Source organism: Fictibacillus sp. 26RED30 (genome assembly GCF_015903845.1).
GTDB lineage: Bacteria > Bacillota > Bacilli > Bacillales > Fictibacillaceae > Fictibacillus > Fictibacillus phosphorivorans.
The window spans coordinates 279,180-300,268 of the sequence record NZ_JACZDV010000001.1; the positions used below are offsets into that span (position 1 = coordinate 279,180).

The 21,089-nt window shown below is 39.3% G+C and carries 23 protein-coding genes and 1 riboswitch; of the genes, 21 read left to right on the top strand and 2 right to left on the bottom strand.

The genetic code is table 11. From position 1 onward, the window contains the following. Window positions 1-13 precede the first annotated feature (13 nt). The 5 genes from IHV11_RS01315 (at window position 14) to IHV11_RS01335 (ending at window position 4,743) form a co-directional block, all read left to right on the top strand. The gene (locus IHV11_RS01315) at window positions 14-1,195 is read left to right on the top strand and encodes an acetyl-CoA C-acetyltransferase (RefSeq protein WP_197129552.1); all 1,182 of its coding nucleotides are present in this window, start codon (window positions 14-16) and stop codon (window positions 1,193-1,195) included. A 15-nt stretch (window positions 1,196-1,210) separates the two neighbouring features. Beyond that, window positions 1,211-2,995, top strand: a complete 1,785-nt coding sequence (locus IHV11_RS01320; protein WP_197129555.1) for an acyl-CoA dehydrogenase family protein — start codon at window positions 1,211-1,213, stop codon at window positions 2,993-2,995. 628 nt (window positions 2,996-3,623) lie between these two features. Beyond that, window positions 3,624-3,983 carry an arsenate reductase family protein gene (locus IHV11_RS01325; protein ID WP_197193526.1) on the top strand — a complete coding sequence of 120 codons (360 nt, stop codon included), beginning with the start codon at window positions 3,624-3,626 and terminating at the stop codon, window positions 3,981-3,983. A gap of 71 nt (window positions 3,984-4,054) precedes the next feature. Continuing rightward, the gene (gene gcvH / locus IHV11_RS01330; RefSeq protein ID WP_066397386.1) at window positions 4,055-4,441 is read left to right on the top strand and encodes a glycine cleavage system protein GcvH; all 387 of its coding nucleotides are present in this window, start codon (window positions 4,055-4,057) and stop codon (window positions 4,439-4,441) included. A 62-nt stretch (window positions 4,442-4,503) separates the two neighbouring features. Continuing rightward, complete coding sequence (locus IHV11_RS01335; protein ID WP_066397384.1) at window positions 4,504-4,743, top strand: YusG family protein; 240 nt, start codon at window positions 4,504-4,506, stop codon at window positions 4,741-4,743. A gap of 63 nt (window positions 4,744-4,806) precedes the next feature. Here the strand turns inward: IHV11_RS01335 and IHV11_RS01340 are convergent, their stop codons facing one another. Next, window positions 4,807-5,127: a general stress protein gene (locus IHV11_RS01340; protein WP_197129562.1), complete on the bottom strand. Its 321-nt coding sequence runs from the start codon at window positions 5,125-5,127 to the stop codon at window positions 4,807-4,809. A 240-nt stretch (window positions 5,128-5,367) separates the two neighbouring features. Here IHV11_RS01340 and IHV11_RS01345 point away from each other — a divergent pair, with 240 nt between their 5' ends. From IHV11_RS01345 to sufB, 16 genes are all read left to right on the top strand, one after another. After that, a complete protein-coding gene (locus IHV11_RS01345; protein WP_066397377.1) occupies window positions 5,368-5,715 on the top strand; it encodes a toprim domain-containing protein in 348 nt (115 codons plus the stop codon). Between the two features lie 3 nt (window positions 5,716-5,718). Beyond that, window positions 5,719-6,771 (top strand): PQQ-dependent sugar dehydrogenase, encoded by a 1,053-nt coding sequence (locus IHV11_RS01350; protein ID WP_197193527.1) that lies wholly within the window; start codon window positions 5,719-5,721, stop codon window positions 6,769-6,771. A gap of 4 nt (window positions 6,772-6,775) precedes the next feature. Next, complete coding sequence (locus IHV11_RS01355; RefSeq protein ID WP_197129567.1) at window positions 6,776-7,123, top strand: thioredoxin family protein; 348 nt, start codon at window positions 6,776-6,778, stop codon at window positions 7,121-7,123. A gap of 460 nt (window positions 7,124-7,583) precedes the next feature. Continuing rightward, on the top strand, window positions 7,584-8,354 hold the full coding sequence (sigI, locus tag IHV11_RS01360; RefSeq protein WP_197193528.1) for an RNA polymerase sigma-I factor: 771 nt from the start codon (window positions 7,584-7,586) through the stop codon (window positions 8,352-8,354). Window positions 8,355-8,444: 90 nt separating this feature from the next. After that, window positions 8,445-9,674, top strand: a complete 1,230-nt coding sequence (locus IHV11_RS01365) for an anti-sigma-I factor RsgI family protein (RefSeq protein ID WP_197193529.1) — start codon at window positions 8,445-8,447, stop codon at window positions 9,672-9,674. 120 nt (window positions 9,675-9,794) lie between these two features. Continuing rightward, on the top strand, window positions 9,795-10,139 hold the full coding sequence (locus tag IHV11_RS01370; protein WP_197193530.1) for a hypothetical protein: 345 nt from the start codon (window positions 9,795-9,797) through the stop codon (window positions 10,137-10,139). A 79-nt stretch (window positions 10,140-10,218) separates the two neighbouring features. After that, a riboswitch (SAM riboswitch) is annotated at window positions 10,219-10,349 on the top strand. A 314-nt stretch (window positions 10,350-10,663) separates the two neighbouring features. Further along, entirely contained in the window at window positions 10,664-11,689 is a 1,026-nt protein-coding gene (locus IHV11_RS01375) for a methionine ABC transporter ATP-binding protein (RefSeq protein ID WP_197129580.1), read from the top strand. Next, window positions 11,682-12,350, top strand: a complete 669-nt coding sequence (locus IHV11_RS01380) for a methionine ABC transporter permease (RefSeq protein ID WP_197129583.1) — start codon at window positions 11,682-11,684, stop codon at window positions 12,348-12,350. The genes IHV11_RS01375 and IHV11_RS01380 overlap by 8 nt, the downstream gene beginning before the upstream one ends. 29 nt (window positions 12,351-12,379) lie before the next feature. After that, window positions 12,380-13,198: a MetQ/NlpA family ABC transporter substrate-binding protein gene (locus IHV11_RS01385; RefSeq protein WP_197193531.1), complete on the top strand. Its 819-nt coding sequence runs from the start codon at window positions 12,380-12,382 to the stop codon at window positions 13,196-13,198. Between the two features lie 274 nt (window positions 13,199-13,472). Continuing rightward, window positions 13,473-13,853 carry a carboxymuconolactone decarboxylase family protein gene (locus IHV11_RS01390; protein ID WP_197129588.1) on the top strand — a complete coding sequence of 127 codons (381 nt, stop codon included), beginning with the start codon at window positions 13,473-13,475 and terminating at the stop codon, window positions 13,851-13,853. A gap of 276 nt (window positions 13,854-14,129) precedes the next feature. After that, window positions 14,130-14,270, top strand: a complete 141-nt coding sequence (locus tag IHV11_RS01395) for a hypothetical protein (protein ID WP_197130059.1) — start codon at window positions 14,130-14,132, stop codon at window positions 14,268-14,270. A gap of 241 nt (window positions 14,271-14,511) precedes the next feature. Beyond that, complete coding sequence (gene sufC / locus IHV11_RS01400; RefSeq protein WP_197129591.1) at window positions 14,512-15,297, top strand: Fe-S cluster assembly ATPase SufC; 786 nt, start codon at window positions 14,512-14,514, stop codon at window positions 15,295-15,297. Between the two features lie 19 nt (window positions 15,298-15,316). Beyond that, window positions 15,317-16,615, top strand: coding sequence for a Fe-S cluster assembly protein SufD (gene sufD, locus IHV11_RS01405; RefSeq protein ID WP_197193532.1), 1,299 nt, complete (start codon window positions 15,317-15,319; stop codon window positions 16,613-16,615). After that, a complete protein-coding gene (locus IHV11_RS01410; RefSeq protein ID WP_197193533.1) occupies window positions 16,615-17,835 on the top strand; it encodes a cysteine desulfurase in 1,221 nt (406 codons plus the stop codon). The genes sufD and IHV11_RS01410 overlap by 1 nt, the downstream gene beginning before the upstream one ends. Further along, window positions 17,825-18,271: a Fe-S cluster assembly sulfur transfer protein SufU gene (gene sufU, locus IHV11_RS01415; protein WP_197129601.1), complete on the top strand. Its 447-nt coding sequence runs from the start codon at window positions 17,825-17,827 to the stop codon at window positions 18,269-18,271. The genes IHV11_RS01410 and sufU overlap by 11 nt, the downstream gene beginning before the upstream one ends. Before the next feature lie 54 nt (window positions 18,272-18,325). Beyond that, a complete protein-coding gene (sufB, locus tag IHV11_RS01420) occupies window positions 18,326-19,723 on the top strand; it encodes a Fe-S cluster assembly protein SufB (protein ID WP_137791777.1) in 1,398 nt (465 codons plus the stop codon). Between the two features lie 147 nt (window positions 19,724-19,870). On the opposite strand, the gene IHV11_RS01425 is transcribed toward sufB, so the two are convergent. After that, window positions 19,871-21,070 (bottom strand): tyrosine-type recombinase/integrase, encoded by a 1,200-nt coding sequence (locus IHV11_RS01425; RefSeq protein ID WP_197129604.1) that lies wholly within the window; start codon window positions 21,068-21,070, stop codon window positions 19,871-19,873. Window positions 21,071-21,089 lie beyond the last annotated feature (19 nt).

The following is a 21,089-nucleotide window of genomic DNA, read 5'->3' on the forward strand; positions in this document are numbered from 1 at the left end:
GGGGAAGAACTCAATGTTAAAAGAGGCAGTAATAGTAGCAGGTGCTAGGACAGCGGTTGGTAAAGCGAAAAAAGGTTCTTTTGCACATATGAGACCAGATGAACTAGCAGCGGTAACCATCAAAGAAACGTTGAAGCGTGCAGGCGATTATAACGGAGAGATTGATGATCTGATTATTGGATGTGCTGTACCTGAAGCAGAACAAGGGATGAACATGGCTCGTCTGATCGGTGCTCGAGCAGGATTACCTGAAACTGTACCAGCGATTACAATCAATCGTTTTTGTTCATCGGGTCTGCAAAGTATTGCGTACGGAGCAGAAAAAATCATGCTAGGTGCAGCCGAAGCGATTCTTGCAGGCGGAGCTGAATCCATGAGCCTTGTTCCTGTAGTAGGTCATGTCGTAAAGCCTAACCCTTACTTAGTTGAGACGGTGCCGCAATATTATATGGGCATGGGTCATACAGCGGAAGAAGTAGCTAGACGTTTTGGCATCTCAAGACAAGATCAAGATGAATTCGCCGTAAGAAGTCATCAAAAAGCAGCGGCAGCGATTAAAGACGGTAAGTTTAACGACGAGATCGTTCCTGTACATGTTATGAAACGCTGGTTAGATGAGCAATCAAAGTTAGTTGAAAAAGAGGTTGCTGTGTCAGTAGATGAAGGTGTCCGTGCTGGAACAACCGTTGATGTACTTAGTAAGCTTCGTCCGGCATTTACACCAACTGGTTCTGTAACAGCAGGGAACTCTTCACAAACAAGTGATGGCGCTGCAACGGTTCTTGTGATGAACAGAGAAAAAGCAGAAGCAGAAGGTTTAACGCCATTATTGAAATTCCGTTCTTTTGCAGTAGCTGGGGTAGCTCCAGACATCATGGGAGTAGGTCCTGTTGCGGCCATTCCGAAAGCATTAAAAATGGCAGGATTAGAAATTTCGGACATCGGCTTGTTCGAGTTGAATGAGGCATTTGCTTCTCAGAGCGTTCAAGTCATTCGTGAACTGAACCTTCCAGAAGATAAAGTAAACGTGAATGGTGGTGCGATCGCACTTGGCCATCCGCTAGGTTGCTCAGGAACTAAACTCACATTAACACTCTTACATGAGATGAAGCGTCGCAACGAACAATTCGGAGTTGTTACGATGTGTATCGGTGGTGGCATGGGAGCAGCAGGCGTATTTGAACTAGTAGGATAACAAGGAGGAGAAAACATGTCGAATACAGCAGAAAAACAAATCATTGGTGGAAGCTTTTTAATCGAAGATGTTTCCGCAGCAGATATTTATACACCTGAGGATTTTTCAGAAGAACATTTGATGATCGCGAAAACAACTGAAGATTTCGTTGTGAAAGAGGTTGTTCCTCAACTTGAAAAGATGGAAGATCACGATTTTACTGTTTCTCGAAAATTATTAACTAAAGCGGGAGAGCTAGGTCTACTAGGAGCAGATGTACCTGAAGAATATGGCGGCTTAGGTCTAGATAAGATTTCTTCTTCACTCATCACTGAAAAGTTCGCACGCGGACGCGGCTTTTCAATTAGTTATGGAGCACACGTAGGAATTGGATCACTACCAATCGTTCTTTTTGGTAACGAAGAACAAAAGAAAAAATACTTACCTGAACTAGCAACTGGTGAGAAGATCGCAGCTTATGCATTAACTGAGCCAGGTTCTGGATCTGATGCACTTGGCGCAAGAACGACAGCAAAGCTTAACGCTGAAGGCACTCATTATGTATTGAACGGTGAAAAGCAGTGGATCACAAACTCTGCGTTTGCTGACGTTTTCGTCGTATACGCTAAGATTGATGGTGAGCAGTTCACAGCATTCATCGTTGAAAGAGATTATAAAGGCGTTTCCACAGGACCAGAAGAAAAGAAGATGGGAATCAAGAGTTCTTCAACGCGTACACTTATCCTAGAAGATGTAGAAGTACCAAAGGAAAATCTGTTATGGGAAGCAGGAAAAGGACATCTGATCGCGTTTAACATTCTAAACATCGGCCGTTACAAGCTTGCATTAGGATGTGTAGGAGCTGCAAAACGAGCATTCGAAGTATCTGTTAAATACGCGAACGAGCGTCAACAGTTCAAGCGTAAAATCAGTTCTTTTAGCTTAATTCAAGAAAAGCTTGCGAACATGGCTGTCCAAACGTATGCAGCTGAAAGTTCTGTGTACCGAACGGTAGGTCTATTTGAAAACCGTCTAGGCGCTTTATCTGAAGAAAAGCAAAAAGACGGACGTGAGTTAGCGAAAGCAATCGCAGAGTATGCGATCGAATGTTCACTGAACAAAGTATCAGCTTCAGAAGTGTTGGATTATGTAGTAGATGAAGGCGTTCAGATTCATGGTGGGTACGGCTTTATGTCTGAATATGAGATTGAAGGTGCATACCGCGACTCTCGTATCAACCGAATCTTTGAAGGAACGAACGAGATCAATCGTTTATTAGTACCAGGAACGCTTGTGAAAAAAGCGATGAAGAACGAACTTCCGCTTATTCAAAAAGCAACTCAGCTTCAACAAGAGCTTATGATGTTAATGCCTGTTGAAGTAGGTACGGAAAGCTTGGATCAGGAAAAATATCTTGTTTCTATGGCTAAGAAAATTTTCTTGATGACAGCTGGATTAACGGTTCAGAAGTTCGGACCTAAGTTAGAGCAAGAGCAAGAAGTATTGTCGAACTTAGCAGATATCATTAGTGAAGTGTACAACATGGAATCTGTTCTCTTGCGTACTGAAAAAGCAATCGAAAGATCTGGAGCTGAAAAGGCAAAACAAAAACTGTTATACACAGAAGTGTATTGCCAAGAAGCATTCAACCGCATTGAAGCACATGCTAAAGAATCCATCATTGCCGTTGAAGAAGGCGATATGCTCCGCATGATGCTGTCCGCGTTAAAGAAACTAACGCGCCATACACCAATTAATGTGATTAAGAAGAAGCGAGAACTCGCGGTTCAGCTTCTTGAAGAAGAACGCTATATCGTTTAATTGATCTGTATTTATTTACGCTAACCTTCAAAATATCTTATCTTTCCTCCTGCATTTGTAGGAGGGCTTTTTTTGTTTTAAACAGGCTTATGTTGTAGTGGAAGCGGATGGTTTCGGTTCCGAGCGCTTGCTTTCAGCGTGTACGGTAGGAGTATCATGCCTTGCACTTCAATCCACTGTTACAGTTGATAATAAAAATGAGATTGGAAAGCGATTATCCTTAAGGAGAAGCTTAACAAAGTAAGTTTTGATTTTGATATTGAAAAATGCCCAGATAAGCTGCAGTTTTTAGGTGCCGAACTGGATTTTAGAGGATACCTAATAGGGTATGTAGGCGTATTCTGAAACTGAATCCACAAAATAACGGCTTCAATCCACAAATGTATGCAGTTTATCCATGAATTTTAGCTCCCAATCCAAAAGTTTTGGCAGTTTATCCGCGAGTCTACAATCTTCGACAATTGCCACACATGAATATACCCTCATCCTCTTTATATCATGGAAATCTCCCTCTCATATCCTTCATTTTACATCGCATTACATCCTGATATAACAAATTACCCAACATGCAGAATTTCTTGTTTTATTGGTAACACTAGTTTGTGGTACTATGAGAAGGGGTGATATAATGCTACTGAAAGTGTATGAATATCCAAAATGCTCAACTTGCCAAAAAGCAAAAAAATGGCTAAAAGAAAATGATGTAGCCTTTGAGCCTATACATATTGTGGAGAACCCGCCTTCTGCTGAGGAACTTAAGAAATTGATCGATCTTAGTGGTCTAGAGATCAAGAAGTTCTTTAATACGAGCGGAATGAAGTATCGTGAGTTGGGTATGAAAGAAAAGATGAAAACAGCTACAGAAGAAGAACTGCTCAAAATCTTAGCAAGTGATGGCATGCTGATCAAAAGACCGATCGCAACTGATGGCAAGCAAGTCACAGTAGGATTTAAAGAAGATCATTACGATAACACGTGGAAAAAATAAAAATGTTACTGACTGCGATAATTCATTTATTGTAGTTATTATAAAACCAAGAAAAGCTGGAGGGATTACACATGGAATTTCCAAAAGAATTACGCTATTCAGAAGAGCACGAGTGGACTAAAACAGAAGAAGGCAATAAAGTTCGTATCGGTATTACAGCATTTGCGCAAGACGAACTAGGAGATATCGTATTCGTTGAACTTCCTGAAGTTGGAGATGAGCTTACTGCGGACGAGCCTTTCGGAAGCGTAGAATCTGTTAAGACTGTTTCTGAGTTATATGCGCCTGTATCTGGAAAAGTTGTAGAAGTAAATGCAGACCTTGATGATAGCCCTGAACTTGTTAACGAGTCTCCATATGAAAAAGCTTGGATGGTTGTAGTAGAACTTTCAGATGCATCTGAGGTTGAAAAGTTAATGACTGCTGAACAGTACGAAGAATTAATCAAAGAAGATTAATGAAATTAATCTCTTCAGGAAAGAATAGACATATTGCTATTCTTTTTTGGAGGGATTTTTTTATGAACCAAGATAGACGAGATGTTACATCAAGAGTTTTTGGTAAAATGAAGGGTGGATCAATGTCCCTTTATTTGGATAAGGATGAAATTGGCCAGATCCGCTTTACGAATCAAGGGAACATGTACGAGATGGCTGAGGGGTTTGAATTTGATGCAGACAAGATTTATAAACGTGAAAAACCTGTAGAATTACCAAATCCATCAAAGTATGTGGATGAATGTGATAAGGGTTGGTGCTGATTTCAGCATCAATAGAGGATGATGTCAATGTGATCTATCTTGGCAATCATCCTCTTTTTGATTTTAAATCTGTTTGTTTCGTTCGGCACTCCCACCTTTTGAGCCGATCTTTTGATAAAAACTTTTATCCTGGTTTTGGGATGTGGCCGTACCGCCTTTCTTTCCGATTTCTTGATAAAACGTTTTATTATGTGTACTAGAGGTAGAGCTCCCACCTTTTCTCCCGATTTCTTGAAAGAAAGTTGTGCTATGTTTTTTTGATGTGGAGGTACCGCCTTTTTTTCCGATCTGTTGATAGAATTCTTTTCCTCGTGATTTGGATGTTTTCTCGCCGCCTAATCTGCCTGCATCAGCTCGGCTCATTTTAGGTTCTGTTTTTGCCATGTGATGACTCCTCCAATATTCGTTTTATGACTCCTAAATTCCCTTTTATAACAGGATGTCAAACACGTTTGAGGCGAATTAGTACAAAACGCATACACCGAACAGAAATAGGTAGGAAAATAGGAAAAAGGGGTATAGTAATAAAGAACATCTCTTGCAGGATTTTAATAAAATAAAGCAAATATATAATCTAAGCGATGCATTCATTTTATAGTCTTCAAAGTATAGGAGAGATGAGTAATGAATGAAATCAAAAACAAAGTAATCATTGTCGAAGGTAAATCTGATAAGGATAAGTTAGCTGCAATCTTGGATGAACCGGTTGAAATTATTTGTACGAATGGAACTTTAGGTTTGGATAAATTAGAAGAGCTTGCATTAGCCATTGAGGATCGAGATGTATATATCTTGGTCGATGCTGATGATGCTGGCCATAAACTAAGAAAACAACTGCAACGTGAATTGCCTAATGCAGAGCATTTATATATTAATAAGATGTACAGAGAAGTTGCAAAAACACCTCTAATGTACCTCGCAAAGGTATTGGTAGGTGCACACTTTAATATTCAAAAGAATTGTTTAGGATAAGCCATGAAAAAGAATTGGTTGAGTCTTCTAACTACCTTTTGCTTAGTGAGTGGTTGCAGTCCTTCAAATAAAGATGAAGTAAAAACGACTTCTAAAGATGTCGTGAGCAAAAATTTAAATATTCCGTGGCAAATAAACAGCACCCCAAAACAAATGTGGATCAGTGAACGAACTGGGGGGCTTGTTTTACTAGGGCCAAAACAAAAAAAGACCTCTTATTCCCCAAAATTTTCAGAAGCTATAGCTGATGACGGGGAAGGAGGTTTTCTTGGCTTTCTATTAGACCCAAATTACGACAGTAATAAAAAAGCTTATGGATATTATACATATGAAAAATCGAATCGTTTAGTTAATCGGATTGTCGAGATGCGTTTTGAAAATAATGAATGGAAAGAAAGCAGAATCCTGCTAGATGATATTCCAGGAGGCTACACACACAATGGAGGAAGAATGGAGTGGGGACCAGATCGAAAACTATATATCACAACGGGTGATAGTGGCGAAGAAGAGCTGTCCCAAAATCTAAACAGTCTGGCTGGGAAAATTTTAAGAATGAATAATGATGGTTCTGTTCCAGAGGACAACCCGTTCTATCCTTCACCGGTCTATACATACGGTCATCGGAACCCACAAGGAATGACATGGGATGATGAAGGTAAGATGTTTGCTGCTGAACATGGCTCATCAAACTATGATGAGATTAATAAAATTGATCCGGGTAAAAATTACGGATGGCCGATCATTCGTGGTGACGAAAAAAAGGAAGGGCTAGAATCACCGTGGGTTCACTCTGGTCGTGAAACGTGGGCACCTTCAGGCATCGATTATAAAAACGGTTATCTGTTTGTTGCAGCATTGAGAGGCGAAAGTGTCATAAAGGTTAACACGTCTTCTAAGAAGATAACCACTATTGTTTCCAATAAAGGGCGCATTCGTGATATCCTTATTGAAGATAATCACATATATGTTGTTACGAATAACAAAGATGGTAGAGGACAGCCGTCGAGCGATGATGATGTGCTGCTAAAAGTTTCACTAAAAAATGTAATGGAGTAATACCATGAAAGAAATCACTCGAAAAAATTGGAACACCGTTATTGAACAATCGCTGCAGAATCCGTACTTTCTATACCTAGAGACTCCGCTTTGTGGAACTTGTAAAATGGGAAAAAGAATGTTTGAGGTAGCAGTTGAAACGATACGTGTTCAAAAAGATGAAAATATCGCTGTAGGTGTTAGTAATATTAATGAGATGCCCGAGCTTGCATCCAAGTATGGGGTAACAAGCGTGCCATGTTTACTCATTCTTTCTAGAGGAATTGCAATCGATCGTATTTATGCACTTCAATCTGCGGGAAATATATATAAATCCATGTTAAAACTAGTGGAAAAGGAATATAAAGGGTGAAAAAAATGTGGGATATACCCCACATTTTTTATTTCATCGTCTAATTCTACAAAAAAACTTATTTTTCGGGGGTTAAATCTCAAGAAAAATATGGGAATTTAATGTCGTTCACTCGCCCTTTTGTAACAATAAAGGGTGTTTTTTTTTATTTTGAAATAACGCTGATGACTTTAGTAGAGGGGTTTATCAAGGTAATTGAACAATTATCAGTTTGTTTTGCAAATTCAGTACTTTAACGATAACGTCACAAATGTTACGGACGCTGTAATATTGTTATAGAACTGTATCCTACAAATGTCAAAAGTCATGGTATAAATGAATAGGAGAGCTTGTTTGCATGTTTGCTCCCTAGCTTATTGTGGTAAATAAGAATGATTTTATTTTTGAGATAAAAATATACGATTCACTAATAAACGAAACAAAATGCAAAGCAATTCTTTAACAGAGGTGATTGATAAACATGGCATCTTTAAATTTAAATGCAGTATTTCCTATTGGAAAAAATAAATTATCGAACAATAAATTAACAAGTATAGAAGATAAAGTTCTAACGATTCAAGAAAAAGACGATGAGAAACTAAGAAACGAACTGATCGGTGATTACCAACCATTCATTAAAAAAGTAACATCGAAAGTTTGCAGTCAATATATAGATCGTACGATGGACGAGTTTAGTGTAGGTCTTTTTGCCTTCAACGAAGCGATTGATCAATACCAAGAAGGTCAAGGTAGCCGTTTCTTGTCCTTCGCCGATATGGTTATTAGACGAAGAGTTATTGATTACATTCGTAAAGAAGTCCGTCAGAACAGATTAATCTTCTTACAGCCAGATGAAGAAGATGAAGAAGGTCGCTTAGAAGAAAGTTATGCAGAGCAAAAAGCTGCGATGGATCATTTTGAAGACCAGATTCAAGTTGAGAATCGCGTTTATGAGATCGAAGAGTATCAAAAGTTATTAAAATCGTTCGGATTGAACTTTAAAGTCTTAAGTAAGCATTGTCCGAAGCATGTGGATGCTCGCGAAAATGCAAAAGAAATTGCTCGTCTTTTAGCTGAGAACGAAGAACTTGCCGCGTTTCTAAAAGAAAAAAAGCAATTACCAATAAAAGATTTATTAAATATGGTATCCTGTAGTCGTAAAACCATAGAGAGAAATCGAAAGTATATAATAGCAGTATCACTTATATATTTAGGCGATTTTCAAGCGCTGAAATCATACATTCAGCCATAAGGTGAGGTAAATAAGGTTACTAGGCAAGGGAATGTAATGTTCTCTTGCCTGTAATTTATACTGATCCTGCTACATGCGGGAGGGATATCATTGAAGAACGGCAGCGGCATCGTTATTGAAGTTCAGAATAAAAAAGCAACTCTTCTCATGAAGGACGGAACCTTTGTCACAGTAAGAGTACCAGCAGGTAAAAGACCTCTTATAGGTAATGAGTATCAGGCTTCTTATTTTTCACACAAGAAAAGAAGTCTTTTTGTGCTGCCATCTATTTCGTTTTCAGTGGCAGCATTAATTGCATTTCTTTTTATTTCAGGTCTTTTACCCAACAGCAGCCATTCTGCCGCGGCTGCTTATGTTAGTTTTGATATCAATCCAAGCCTTGAGGTTGGCGTAGATGATAATATGCGAGTGGTTGAAATGGATGCTTTTAATGACGAAGCAAAAAAAATCATTAAGAAATACAATTTTTCTACCGATGATCGTATGCCGTTTGAAGTATTCGCGGATCAACTGATCAAAGCTTATCAGCGAGAAGGCTATATGGAAGAGAATCAGTCCATGCTTATCACTACAGTATCCGATAAATCCAGTGATAAGAAAACGAAGCAGGAATTGGATCTTGCATTGGATTCAATTGTTAAAAAAGCTGTCGTTCAATACCCTGTTGCGATTACTGTTTCTGAAACAAACGAAGAAGTTCGCGATAAGGCGAAACAATTAGGCGTATCTTCAGGTAAATATACAGCATTCCAAGAAGCAACGAAGAACGATAAACACCTTAAAGAAGAAAAGATTAAAGAAGTGAAGTTTCAAGAGCTAAAAGTGAATACTACTTCTTCAAAAAATATTAAATCCGTACCGCATCCTCGTAAAATAAAGGCTGCACCTCATGAGGTCAAGGTAAAGCCAGTAAATAATGAAGAAAAAAAATCGGAACACCGAAGCTCAGTTAAACCGACCGAGAAAAACCTTGTGAAGCCTCAAAAGAATACGAATGAAAAACGTAAAAGCAAAGAGCGTGGCAAAAGGAATGATCAAAATAACAATAGAAATCATATTCAGCAAAAAGAGCAAAGAGTAGAACCTAAAAAGATGAAGGAACCTGTCAGAACACAAAACCATGATAGGGATTACGATCAGAATAAAGAGCATAGAAAAGAAAACAGATATCAGGATAAGAATCATAACAAGCGACAAAAAGAAAATGACCGTAATAAACATGAGCAGAGACAGCAATGGAATGGAGACAGACATTTTAATGATGATCATAAGCGTTCCAAAGGTGAACATCGAAAGCAAGAAAAGAAACATAAACACTAATTATGAGATAACATGTCGTAATACCAATTACGATTCCTGGCTGCTGTCGAAGGGTTTATAAAGGTATATGAATATTCCTCTAGAATCGGTGAAGTAACAACCAATTCGGGGGGATTTTTAATGTTGGATATCCGTTACTTTGAAAGTCAAATAGCAAAAAGTCCGTATCTTTCTCTTTATAATATCCCGGTGAAGCCTAGCTTTAAATGTAAGGACGAAACGACGCTGAACATTGAATACAGAGAAGGAGAGCGGAACAGAACAGTCACGTTTACCGGGAATCCGAAATATCTATGTATGCTGCTTGAGGGGAAAATGAAGCTGAGTACTTTATTGAGACAAGAGATGATTGAATTTCAGGGAACACTCAGACAACGCTTAAAATGGGAAGCGATTTTTTACTTAAGCTCTCATTGGGAAGAGATATCTGCTGGTGTACTCGTTCGAACTGCTAAAAATATTTGACACGAATCGACATGGATGATAATATTCTTCACAGTGATTCAAATATGCATCGCTTTAATTTAATAAAGTAACACTTTTTTACTTATCACGAGAGGTGGAGGGACTGGCCCTATGAAACCCGGCAACCGCTAGATCATTGCATTCTTATGAATGATGAACTAGAAAGGTGCCAATTCCTGCAAGACTTTAAGTAGTCTTGGGAGATGAGGAGAACGTGCATAGAATATAATATGCCTTTCTGCTCATATTGAAGCAGAGAGGCATTTTTTTGTTTGGTTGTTTTCTAAAGAATTCCTTTTGGGTATTCTCTAAACTCTCATCTTTGAAAAGCTGATTGTAGTGGAAGGTGCGAGACTCCTGGGGGATCAGCGGGACAGGTGAGACACCTATAGTGCGAAGCATAGTGTGGCTCACCGCACGCCCCCCGGAAAGCGAGCAACCTGAAACGGAGATCAGCCACTTTCAAGAACAACATTGATTACTTAAAGAAAGCATTATTTTAGATAAGAAATGAGGTAAGAATCTTGATTAATTTACAGGCAGTCCGTAAAGTCTTTCAAACCAAAGATGGTGAAGTAAAGGCTGTTGATACGGTAGATTTAAACATAAAACAAGGAGAGATTTACGGAATCATCGGATACAGTGGTGCAGGTAAGAGTACACTGATCCGCATCCTTAACATGCTAGAGCGACCGACTAGCGGTACGGTTACGATTGGCGGCAAAAACATGTCTGAGCTGTCATCAAAAAAGTTAAGAGAAGCACGACAAGAAATTTCAATGATCTTTCAGCACTTTAACTTATTATGGTCTCGCACGGTAAGAGAAAACATTGCTTTTCCTCTTGAAATTGCGGGTTATCCAAAAGCAAAGATCAAACAGCGTGTTGATGAGCTGATCGACCTAGTTGGATTGGAAGGTCGTGGTGGTTCTTATCCTTCGCAACTAAGTGGAGGGCAGAAGCAACGTGTAGGTATCGCGCGCGCTCTTGCGAATGAGCCGAAAGTTCTCTTATGTGACGAAGCAACTTCTGCACTTGACCCTAAAACAACTGACAGCATTCTTGATCTGCTTGTAGAGATAAATCAAAAATTAGATCTGACCATTGTTCTTATCACACATGAGATGCATGTAATCAGAAAGATCTGTCACCGTGTAGCCGTTATGGAACAGGGGAGAGTAGTGGAAGAAGGCGATGTCCTAAATGTCTTCAAAAACCCGACAGAACCAATCACGAAGGATTTTGTGAAACAAGTAACAGAACCTGAAGAAACAGTGGACACGATCAAACAGTTTATTTCTGAGTTTCCGGAAGGCCGAATTGTCCAACTTACTTTTATTGGTGGACGAGCAGGACAGCCATTAATTACGGAACTGATTCGTAAGTATGAGGTAGATGTAAATATTCTACAAGGAAAGATTACGCAAACTCAGAATGGACCTTATGGGACGTTGTTCATTCAGATTAAAGGTACAGAATCTGCACTAGCTCGTGCAATGGAGTTTTTAAACAGTGTACAGGTTGAAGTAGAGGTGATTCATAATGCTTAGTACATGGTTCCCGAATGTCCAATGGGATGTTCTATTAGAAGCGACAAATGAAACTTTATATATGTCAGCCATCTCTGTAGTGATTACATTTTTCCTAGGACTGGCTCTAGGATTGGCGTTATTTCTAACTTCTCCTGGAAACTTGTGGGGAAATAAGTTTTTAAACAGCGTAATTGCTATAATCGTTAACGTGTTTCGATCGATTCCGTTTATTATCTTAATCATCTTATTGATTCCTTTTACACGTTTAATCGTAGGAACGATGCTTGGAGCTGAAGCTGCACTCCCTGCATTAATCGTAGGAGCTGCGCCATTTTATGCACGTATGGTAGAGATCGCTTTGAGAGAGATTAATAAAGGGGTAATCGAAGCAGCGAAATCAATGGGTGCTACAAACGCTCAGATTATCTTTAAAGTTCTTATTCCCGAAAGTACGCCGGCTCTTGTTTCTGGTATCACTGTAACCGCGATTGCACTCGTAAGTTATACAGCGATGGCTGGAGTTGTTGGTGCTGGTGGTTTAGGAAACTTGGCTTATATGGAAGGTTACCAAAGAGACAACGCGGATGTAACATTAATTTCAACTGCACTTATCTTAGTCATCGTTTTCGTCATCCAATGGATCGGTGACCGCATTACAACAGCATTAGATAAGAGATAACGTTTTAAGACAACAAGGAGGAAGTTCATATGAAAAAAGTATTATCTGTTCTTATATTAACCGTTCTTGTTGCAGCACTTGCTGCTTGCGGGAACAAAACAGAAGGCGGAATCAGCGACGAGAAGATCATTGTAGGTGCTTCAAACGTACCACATGCTGAAATTTTGGAAGAAGCAAAACCTCTTTTGAAAGAAAAAGGTGTAGAACTTGAGATCAAAACGTTCCAAGATTATGTACTGCCAAACAAGTCTTTAGATGAAAAAGAAATCGGTGCGAACTACTTTCAGCACGTTCCTTATCTAGAGTCTCAAATGAAAGATCACGGATACAAATTCGAAAACGCAGGTGGCATCCACCTTGAGCCGATCGGAATCTATTCTAAAAAGTATAAGTCATTAGATGAGCTGCCTGAGGGCGCAACAATTATCATGTCTAACTCAGTAGCAGATCATGGCCGTATGCTTGGGTTACTTGAAAAAGAAGGATTGATCAAAGTTAAAGAAGGTGCTGGAGCAGAAGCACAAATTAAGGATGTTGTAGAAAATCCTAAGAAGCTTAAATTTAAAGCAGATGTTGATGCGGGTATGCTTCCAAAAGCCTACAAGAACGGTGAAGGCGATGCCGTACTAATCAACACAAACTACGCGATCGATGCTGGATTAAATCCTCAAAAGGATGCGATCGCATTAGAAGGATCTGATTCTCCATTCGTAAACATCATTGCGGTGCGTGAAGGAGATAAAGATAAGAAATCTGTTAAAGCTTTAGTAGAAGCTTTACGTTCTAAAGAGATTCAAGATTTCATTAAGAAGAAATATGAAGGTGCAGTAGTGCCAGTTACGGAATAATTTTATAAAAAGAACTGACTTTGAGATATTAAAGTCAGTTCTTTTTTTGAGTAAAGATCGATCAACAACACTTTATAGTCCTTCAAACTAACTTTTAGACCCTGCGATTACACTTATAGGCACTTGAACTTAATTTATAGGCCGACAAAATTTTTTATAGTCCTTCAAAGTCATTTATAGGCTTTTCGACAAAAACTTACGAACATTTATTACATAACCAGCTTGCGAATGACCCATACTAAACCTGTTTACTATTTTGACAGGAGTGAATGAAATGAAACAAGAAGAACAGCCGCTACCCGGCTCGAATTCAACGCAATATCACCTGATCCGCTATAAAGAAGGCTTAGGGAAATACAATGAGAATATGCCTGAACTTACACATGCCTATAATGAATTTACACGCCATTGTTTTAAAGAAGGTGAGATCTCTGAGAAGTATAAGCAGTTGATCGCTTTAGGAATCAGCATCTATTCTCAAGATGAATATTGCATCATCTACCATACAAAAGGTTGTTTAGATCAAGGGTGCTCGGAAAATGAAATTCTTGAAGCTGTGGGTGTTTCTGCTGCATTTGGCGGAGGAGCGGCTATGAGCCAAGGTGTGACCCTCGTTCAAGAATGCATTAAAGAATTAAATAACCCGCGTCATTAAAAGAAAGTCTAAAATTCCACACTTTCATGTTTTGAAATCATCCTAAGAAGGTAATGGAAGTAATGTAGCGCATTTAGCAGGATAACATAGGAAGTCACATCTGTTTTCAATAGGAATCATCATGCACTGGTATGCAAGGTGATTTCACTTGGATAACGGATTGAGCAAAATGAGTGATGCTGATACGCTATTATTGTTAACTAACTTTAACTTTGAAAGGATTGATTCATTATCCACCCCATTAAAGTAAAACATACGTCCGAGATGGAAAAAGCAATGCACCAGTCACATGGCTGTGGTTTTGCAGAGTATGAGAGGGATTTGGAAAAACGCCTAGATGTTGAGAAGGTCCGAGATATGGAATACAAAAAAGGGTTAGAAATAGCGGCAAATGCGAACAGAAATCATACGCCGTAACATATGAACTTAAAATTACAAAAGGCTGATTCATAAGGTGGTCTACCGCCTCATGAGTCAGCCTTTTTTCAAATCTTGTGACTGATGTACAATTAAAATGACAACAATGGAAAAGTAAACAGCTCGTTCCCTTGAACATACATTTCATTTGTTATAAGATTAGAATGAGAATAAATTGAGAATGGCTATTTTGTGCCTTTTATCAAAATCTTAAGAATGATTTCTTAATGGAGGTTGTATTATGTCAGCACCTAATTTAAAGATTGAAGATCTTCGTGTATCTATTGAAGATAAAGAGATTATTAAAGGTTTAGATCTCGAAATAAATGGTGGCGAGATCCATGCGATCATGGGACCAAACGGAACAGGAAAGTCTACTCTTTCTGCAGCGTTAATGGGACACCCTAAATATGAAGTAACTTCTGGTAAAGTTACGTTCAACGGTGAAGATCTTTTAGAGATGGAAGTTGATGAGCGTGCACAAGCTGGTCTGTTCTTAGCTATGCAATACCCTTCAGAAGTAAGCGGTATTACAAACGCTGATTTCCTTCGCTCTGCAATCAATGCAAAGCGTGAAGAAGGCGACGAAATTTCTCTAATGAAATTTATCCGTGAGTTAGATAAAAAGATGGATCATCTTGAGATGGACAATGCGTTCGCTCACCGTTACTTAAACGAAGGATTCTCTGGTGGAGAAAAGAAGCGTAATGAGATTCTTCAAATGATGATGCTTGAGCCAAAATTAGCAATCCTTGATGAGATCGATTCAGGACTTGATATCGATGCTCTTAAAGTAGTAGCTAAAGGTGTTAACGAAATGCGTAACCCGGATTTCGGTTGCTTGATCATCACTCACTACCAACGTCTATTGAATTACATCACTCCTGATAAAGTACACGTGATGATGCAAGGGCGTATTGTAAAATCCGGTGGACCTGAATTAGCTCAACGTCTAGAAGCTGAAGGGTACGACTGGATTAAAGAAGAGCTAGGAATTAAAGACGAAACTGTTGGTCAAGAAGCGTAAGCATTAAGGGGGACTATACATGTCAGTTGATACGAGCCTAAGATTTGATAAGGACTACGTAACCGGTTTTTCAAGCAGCAGACAGGAACCCGCTTGGCTGCAGGAACTTCGTTTGCAAGCATTGGAATTAGCTCAAGAGCTTCCAATGCCTAAACCGGACAAAACTAAAATCGATAAATGGAACTTTACAGAATTCAAACATGAAGCAACTGGCACTCCTGTTGCGTTCAATGAACTTCCTGAAGATGTTAAGGCATTGATTGGTTCTGAAGAAGAAGCGAAGAATGTTCTTGTTATCCATAATGGAACACCAGTTTATTTTGCACTTGAAGAGTCGGTAAAAGATCAAGGTGTTATTTACACAGATCTTCTAACAGCTGCAAAAGAGCATGAAGATCTAGTGAAAAAGTACTTTATGAAAGCTGTTGCGGTTGATGAGAACCGTTTGCCAGCCCTTCATGCAGCACTATTCGTTAATGGAGCATTTCTTTATGTTCCTAAGAACGTGGAACTTTCTGCTCCAATTCAAGCCGTTTATTATCAAGACGATGAAGCAGCGATCTTCAACCACGTTATCGTTGCAGCAGAGGATAACAGTTCAGTAACGTATGTAGAAAACTACTTATCAACGAACGATGCTACAGATTCAGTAGCAAACATCGTGTCTGAAGTATATGCAGGCAGCGGTGCAAAAGTCGTTTATGGTGCCGTAGATAACCTTGCAAAAGGAATGACAACATACGTGAACCGTAGAGGCCGTGCTGAGAAAGATGCTCGCATCGAGTGGGCGCTTGGTCAGTTTAACGATGGAAATACGGTTTCTGACAACACAACTCATTTGATCGGTGATGGATCTTTTACAGATACGAAGACTGTTACAATCGGACGCGGTGATCAAAAGCAAAACTTCGTAGCGCAAATCTTTAACCACGGAAAACATTCTGAAGGTTATATCCTTACTCATGGGGTAATGAAAGATAGTGCGAGCTCAATTTTTAACGGTATTACAAAAATCGAGCACGGTGCTACAAAGTCTCATGGTGAGCAAACTGAACGCGTGCTTATGTTAAGTGAAAAAGCGCGTGGGGATGCGAACCCGATCCTTTTGATCGATGAAGATGATGTTACAGCAGGTCATGCTGCTTCAGTTGGAAGAATCGATCCTCTTCAAATGTTCTATTTGATGAGCCGCGGTATTTCAAAAGCTGAAGCTGAACGTTTGATCATTCACGGATTCTTAGCACCAGTCGTTAGTCAGATGCCTTTAGAATCTGTTAAAAATCGTTTAGTCGAGGTTATTGAAAGGAAAGTGCGCTAATGAGTGCAAACGAATGGAGAAAGCTGTTTCCTATCCTGGATCAGGAAGTTAACGGCAAACCTCTCGTTTACCTTGACAGTGCAGCTACTTCACAAAAACCGATACAAGTAATTGAAGCTTTAGATAAATATTACAAAGAGTACAACTCGAATGTTCACCGTGGTGTTCATACACTTGGAACTCGTGCTACAGATGGTTATGAAGGAGCGCGTGAAAAGGTACGCCGTTTTATCGGTGCTAAATCCACTCAGGAGATTATCTTTACACGTGGTACAACAACAGCGATCAATACGGTAGCAAGAAGCTATGGTATGGCAAACCTGTCAGAAGGTGATGAGATTGTGATCACTCCAATGGAGCATCACAGCAACATCATTCCATGGCAGCAAGTTGCGAAAACCACTGGTGCAACGCTTAAGTACATTCCTTTACAGCCGGATGGCACGATTGATCTTGTGGATGTTGAAAATACAGTTACAGAGCATACTAAGATCGTCTCAGTTATGCAGGTATCGAACGTATTAGGAACGATCAACCCGATCAAAGAGATCGCAGCGATCGCACATAAGAACGGAGCTGTAATGGTAGTGGACGGCGCTCAGAGCGCCCCTCACATGAAAGTAGACGTTCAAGATCTCGATTGTGATTTCTTTGCCTTTTCAGCACATAAAATGTGTGGACCTACAGGCATTGGCGTGCTTTATGGAAAAAAAGCCCTCCTAAACAAGATGGATCCTGTTGAGTTCGGTGGAGAGATGATTGATTTTGTAGGACTTCAAGAATCTACGTGGAAAGAGCTGCCTTGGAAATTTGAGGGTGGGACACCGATCATCGCAGGTGCGATCGGTCTAGGTGCTGCGATTGATTTCTTAGAAGAAGTAGGTCTTGATAATGTGTTAAAACATGAACATGTACTTGCTGAATATGCGATGGAGCGCCTTTCGGAGTTAGAGGGTGTTACGATATTTGGTCCAAAAGAACGAGCAGGACTTGTAACGTTCAACTTAGATGATGTTCATCCGCATGATGTAGCAACCGTTTTAGATTCTGAGGGTATTGCTGTTCGTGCAGGCCATCACTGTGCACAGCCTCTTATGAAATGGTTAGATGTTACAGCAACAGCACGTGCTAGCTTTTACCTGTATAACACTGAAGATGACATCGATGCTTTTCTTAAAGGCTTAACAACAGCAAAGGAGTATTTCGGTCATGTCTTCTAATTTAGATCAGCTATATCGTCAGGTCATCATGGATCATTACAAAAACCCACGCAATAAAGGGGTTATTGAAGATAATGCCCTGACGATCAATATGAATAACCCAACATGCGGCGATCGCATCCAGCTCACTTTAAAAGTAGAAGATGGAAAGATCGAATCGGCTAAGTTCGACGGTGAAGGGTGTTCGATCAGTTTAGCATCAGCTTCTATGATGACACAGGCTGTTAAAGGTCTTCCTGTCGAAGATGCTGTAAAGCTTGCAAACATTTTTTATGATATGATGTTAGGGAACGACTATGATGATGAATCCTATGATCTAGGTGACATCGAAGCTCTTTCTGGCGTTTCCAAGTTTCCAGCTCGCATCAAATGTGCCACACTTGCGTGGAAGGCGATGGAGCAAGGGGTAGGAAAAGATGAGGAAGAGGAAGAATAAGTTCCTTTTGATAATGAGTTAAAGAGTGCCAATCCAGTAAGGAGGGATTCTGTAATGGCTAAGAAAATGCCGGATATCGGCGAATATAAATATGGTTTTAGAGATAAAGACGTTTCCATTTTCAGATCGAAGCGTGGGTTAACAAAAGAGATCGTAGAAGAGATCTCCCGCATGAAGAACGAGCCTGAATGGATGCTTGAATTCCGTTTGAAGTCATTAGAGCAGTTCTATAAAATGCCAATGCCACAATGGGGCGGAGACATGAAGGACTTAAACTTTGATGATATTACGTACTATGTTAAGCCATCTGAGAAATCTGAGAAGTCTTGGGACGAAGTGCCTGCTGAAATTAAAGCGACTTTTGACAAGCTAGGAATTCCCGAAGCTGAGCAGAAGTACCTTGCAGGAGTATCTGCTCAGTACGAATCAGAGGTTGTATACCACAACATGAAAGAAGACCTTTCTGACTTAGGAATTCTTTTCACAGATACGGATACAGCTTTAAAAGAGCACGAAGAGATCTTCCGTGAGCATTTTGGAACGATCATTCCGCCAACTGATAATAAGTTCTCAGCACTTAACTCTGCAGTATGGTCTGGTGGATCTTTCATTTACGTACCAAAAGGCGTTAAATGTGATACGCCACTTCAAGCATACTTCCGAATTAACTCTGAAAACATGGGTCAGTTCGAACGTACGCTAATCATTGCAGATGAAGATAGCTCTGTACACTACGTAGAAGGATGTACAGCACCGGTTTATTCTACAAACTCACTTCATAGTGCGGTTGTAGAGATCATCGTTAAGAAGAACGCTTACTGCCGTTATACAACGATTCAAAACTGGGCAAACAATATTTATAACTTGGTTACAAAGCGTGCAGTTGCTGAAGAGAACGCAACGATGGAATGGGTAGATGGAAACATCGGATCTCGTCTAACGATGAAATATCCGGCTGTTATCATGAAAGGCCGCGGGGCGAAAGGGACGATTCTTTCTATCGCGATCGCTGGTAAAGGACAGCACCAGGATGCTGGAGCTAAAGTATTGCACTTAGCACCAGACTGTTCTTCTACAATCGTTTCGAAGTCGATCTCAAAGCATGGCGGTAAAGTAACATACCGTGGTATTGCTCACTTCGGACGTAAATCTGACGGATCTAAATCCAATATCAAGTGTGATACGCTGATCATGGATAACCAATCCACTTCAGATACGATTCCGTACAATGAAATTCTGAACAATAACATCACATTAGAGCATGAAGCGACTGTATCTAAAGTTTCTGAAGATCAGTTGTTCTACCTCATGAGCCGTGGTGTTTCTGAGCAGGAAGCAACGGAAATGATCGTAATGGGCTTCATCGAGCCATTTACGAAAGAACTTCCAATGGAATATGCAGTAGAGATGAACCGTCTGATCAAGTTCGAGATGGAAGGTTCAATCGGATAAATGATGAAAAGCCTTGGTATATAAGCAATATACCAAGGCTTTTTTATGTGTAAATTAATGTCGTGCCAACTTTGTGCCAACTCGAAATTTTTTTTGCTTTTTAAGTTTTAAAAAAGACCTGGATTATTTTATTTATACCAAGGTCTTTTACGTAGAGAATGGATCGTTTCTTTTTTGTGTGGTTTTATTTCTCTTTGTATAAACTGAGAATTTATTTAGTTCATCTGCTTCAATTTTGTCCGTAACATCTAAATAAATATCAGCTGTCGTCTTTATCGTTTGATGTCCGAGGCGCTGCGAAACATATTTAATACTTGCTCCAGCTTCAAGTAATAAAACAGCATGTGTATGCCTGAAAACATGTGTACCTTTGTAACTGACATTTGCTTTTGTGCAATACCCCTGAAATGTCTCACGTATTATAGAGGGTGTAAGATACCTTCCAAGAAAATTTTGGAATATAATTCCGTCGTTATTGCGTTTGAATTGAGTGTGTTGTAAAATCATCTGGTTTTGTAACAGCTTGAACTTTTTAAGTTCAGCTACTAAACTTTCATCAAGTTTAATTGTTCTATATGAGGATGAATTCTTAAGAGAAGTTATCATTGCGTTATTGTTATCATCACGGCTAGTTTGTCTTTCAATCGTTAATTTATCACCCTTAAGGTCAGTCCATTGTAAGGCGAGTGCTTCGCTTATTCTTAATCCGGTTTGGCTTAGTAAATAAATTAGCATAAAGTACAGACGATACTCCTGATACCTTTGATGCTGATAAGTTTCCATAAAGTCAAGTAATCGATGTAACTCACCTAAAGAATAATATTTAATATCTTTATGAATTTGTATTTTATCTTTAACTGGTATTTTCAATTTGTTCGTTGGATTTTTATCTAATATCTCCATATCGTGAACCGAATAATGGAATATGCTTTTGAGTACTGATAAATATTTTAATCGAGATCCATAGGAGTAAACCTCATGTCCGCTTTCATCTTTGAGCTCAGCATAATGATTCATCCATCTCTTAATCTCAGGTCTTTTAATTCGAATTAACTTTTTATTCCCGAAGTAAGGGAGTATGTGTATTCTTACGATGATTTCTAATTGTCGAAAAGTAGAATCTTTAACAGAGGATTTTTTATGATTATATAACCATTCATGTACAACGTCATCAAACATTAAATCCCTGTCATTTAGTGTGTGACCATAATAAATTTTTTCTTCTACAGCATTTGCCTCTATTTGGGCTTCTTTTTTGGTACGAAAAGTCCCAATACTCATTACTTTTCCATCTTTAAAAACACGTGCTTGCCACATGCCGCTGCTTAATTTTCGGAAATTAGCCATTCATGTATCTCCTTTATTC

Excerpts from the sequence above, each read along its gene's own strand:
- sufU (WP_197129601.1), top strand. The coding sequence starts at position 17,825 with ATGTCTTCTAATTTAGATCAGCTATATCGTCAGGTCATCATGGATCAT.
- gcvH (WP_066397386.1), top strand. The coding sequence starts at position 4,055 with ATGGAATTTCCAAAAGAATTACGCTATTCAGAAGAGCACGAGTGGACT.
- IHV11_RS01355 (WP_197129567.1), top strand. The coding sequence starts at position 6,776 with ATGAAAGAAATCACTCGAAAAAATTGGAACACCGTTATTGAACAATCG.
- IHV11_RS01335 (WP_066397384.1), top strand. The coding sequence starts at position 4,504 with ATGAACCAAGATAGACGAGATGTTACATCAAGAGTTTTTGGTAAAATG.
- IHV11_RS01320 (WP_197129555.1), top strand. The coding sequence starts at position 1,211 with ATGTCGAATACAGCAGAAAAACAAATCATTGGTGGAAGCTTTTTAATC.
- IHV11_RS01395 (WP_197130059.1), top strand. The coding sequence starts at position 14,130 with ATGCACCAGTCACATGGCTGTGGTTTTGCAGAGTATGAGAGGGATTTG.
- IHV11_RS01370 (WP_197193530.1), top strand. The coding sequence starts at position 9,795 with ATGTTGGATATCCGTTACTTTGAAAGTCAAATAGCAAAAAGTCCGTAT.
- sufD (WP_197193532.1), top strand. The coding sequence starts at position 15,317 with ATGTCAGTTGATACGAGCCTAAGATTTGATAAGGACTACGTAACCGGT.
- IHV11_RS01345 (WP_066397377.1), top strand. The coding sequence starts at position 5,368 with ATGAATGAAATCAAAAACAAAGTAATCATTGTCGAAGGTAAATCTGAT.
- sufC (WP_197129591.1), top strand. The coding sequence starts at position 14,512 with ATGTCAGCACCTAATTTAAAGATTGAAGATCTTCGTGTATCTATTGAA.
- sufB (WP_137791777.1), top strand. The coding sequence starts at position 18,326 with ATGGCTAAGAAAATGCCGGATATCGGCGAATATAAATATGGTTTTAGA.
- IHV11_RS01425 (WP_197129604.1), bottom strand. The coding sequence starts at position 21,070 with ATGGCTAATTTCCGAAAATTAAGCAGCGGCATGTGGCAAGCACGTGTT.
- IHV11_RS01340 (WP_197129562.1), bottom strand. The coding sequence starts at position 5,127 with ATGGCAAAAACAGAACCTAAAATGAGCCGAGCTGATGCAGGCAGATTA.
- IHV11_RS01410 (WP_197193533.1), top strand. The coding sequence starts at position 16,615 with ATGAGTGCAAACGAATGGAGAAAGCTGTTTCCTATCCTGGATCAGGAA.
- IHV11_RS01380 (WP_197129583.1), top strand. The coding sequence starts at position 11,682 with ATGCTTAGTACATGGTTCCCGAATGTCCAATGGGATGTTCTATTAGAA.
- IHV11_RS01390 (WP_197129588.1), top strand. The coding sequence starts at position 13,473 with ATGAAACAAGAAGAACAGCCGCTACCCGGCTCGAATTCAACGCAATAT.
- IHV11_RS01385 (WP_197193531.1), top strand. The coding sequence starts at position 12,380 with ATGAAAAAAGTATTATCTGTTCTTATATTAACCGTTCTTGTTGCAGCA.
- IHV11_RS01325 (WP_197193526.1), top strand. The coding sequence starts at position 3,624 with ATGCTACTGAAAGTGTATGAATATCCAAAATGCTCAACTTGCCAAAAA.
- IHV11_RS01350 (WP_197193527.1), top strand. The coding sequence starts at position 5,719 with ATGAAAAAGAATTGGTTGAGTCTTCTAACTACCTTTTGCTTAGTGAGT.
- IHV11_RS01315 (WP_197129552.1), top strand. The coding sequence starts at position 14 with ATGTTAAAAGAGGCAGTAATAGTAGCAGGTGCTAGGACAGCGGTTGGT.
- sigI (WP_197193528.1), top strand. The coding sequence starts at position 7,584 with ATGGCATCTTTAAATTTAAATGCAGTATTTCCTATTGGAAAAAATAAA.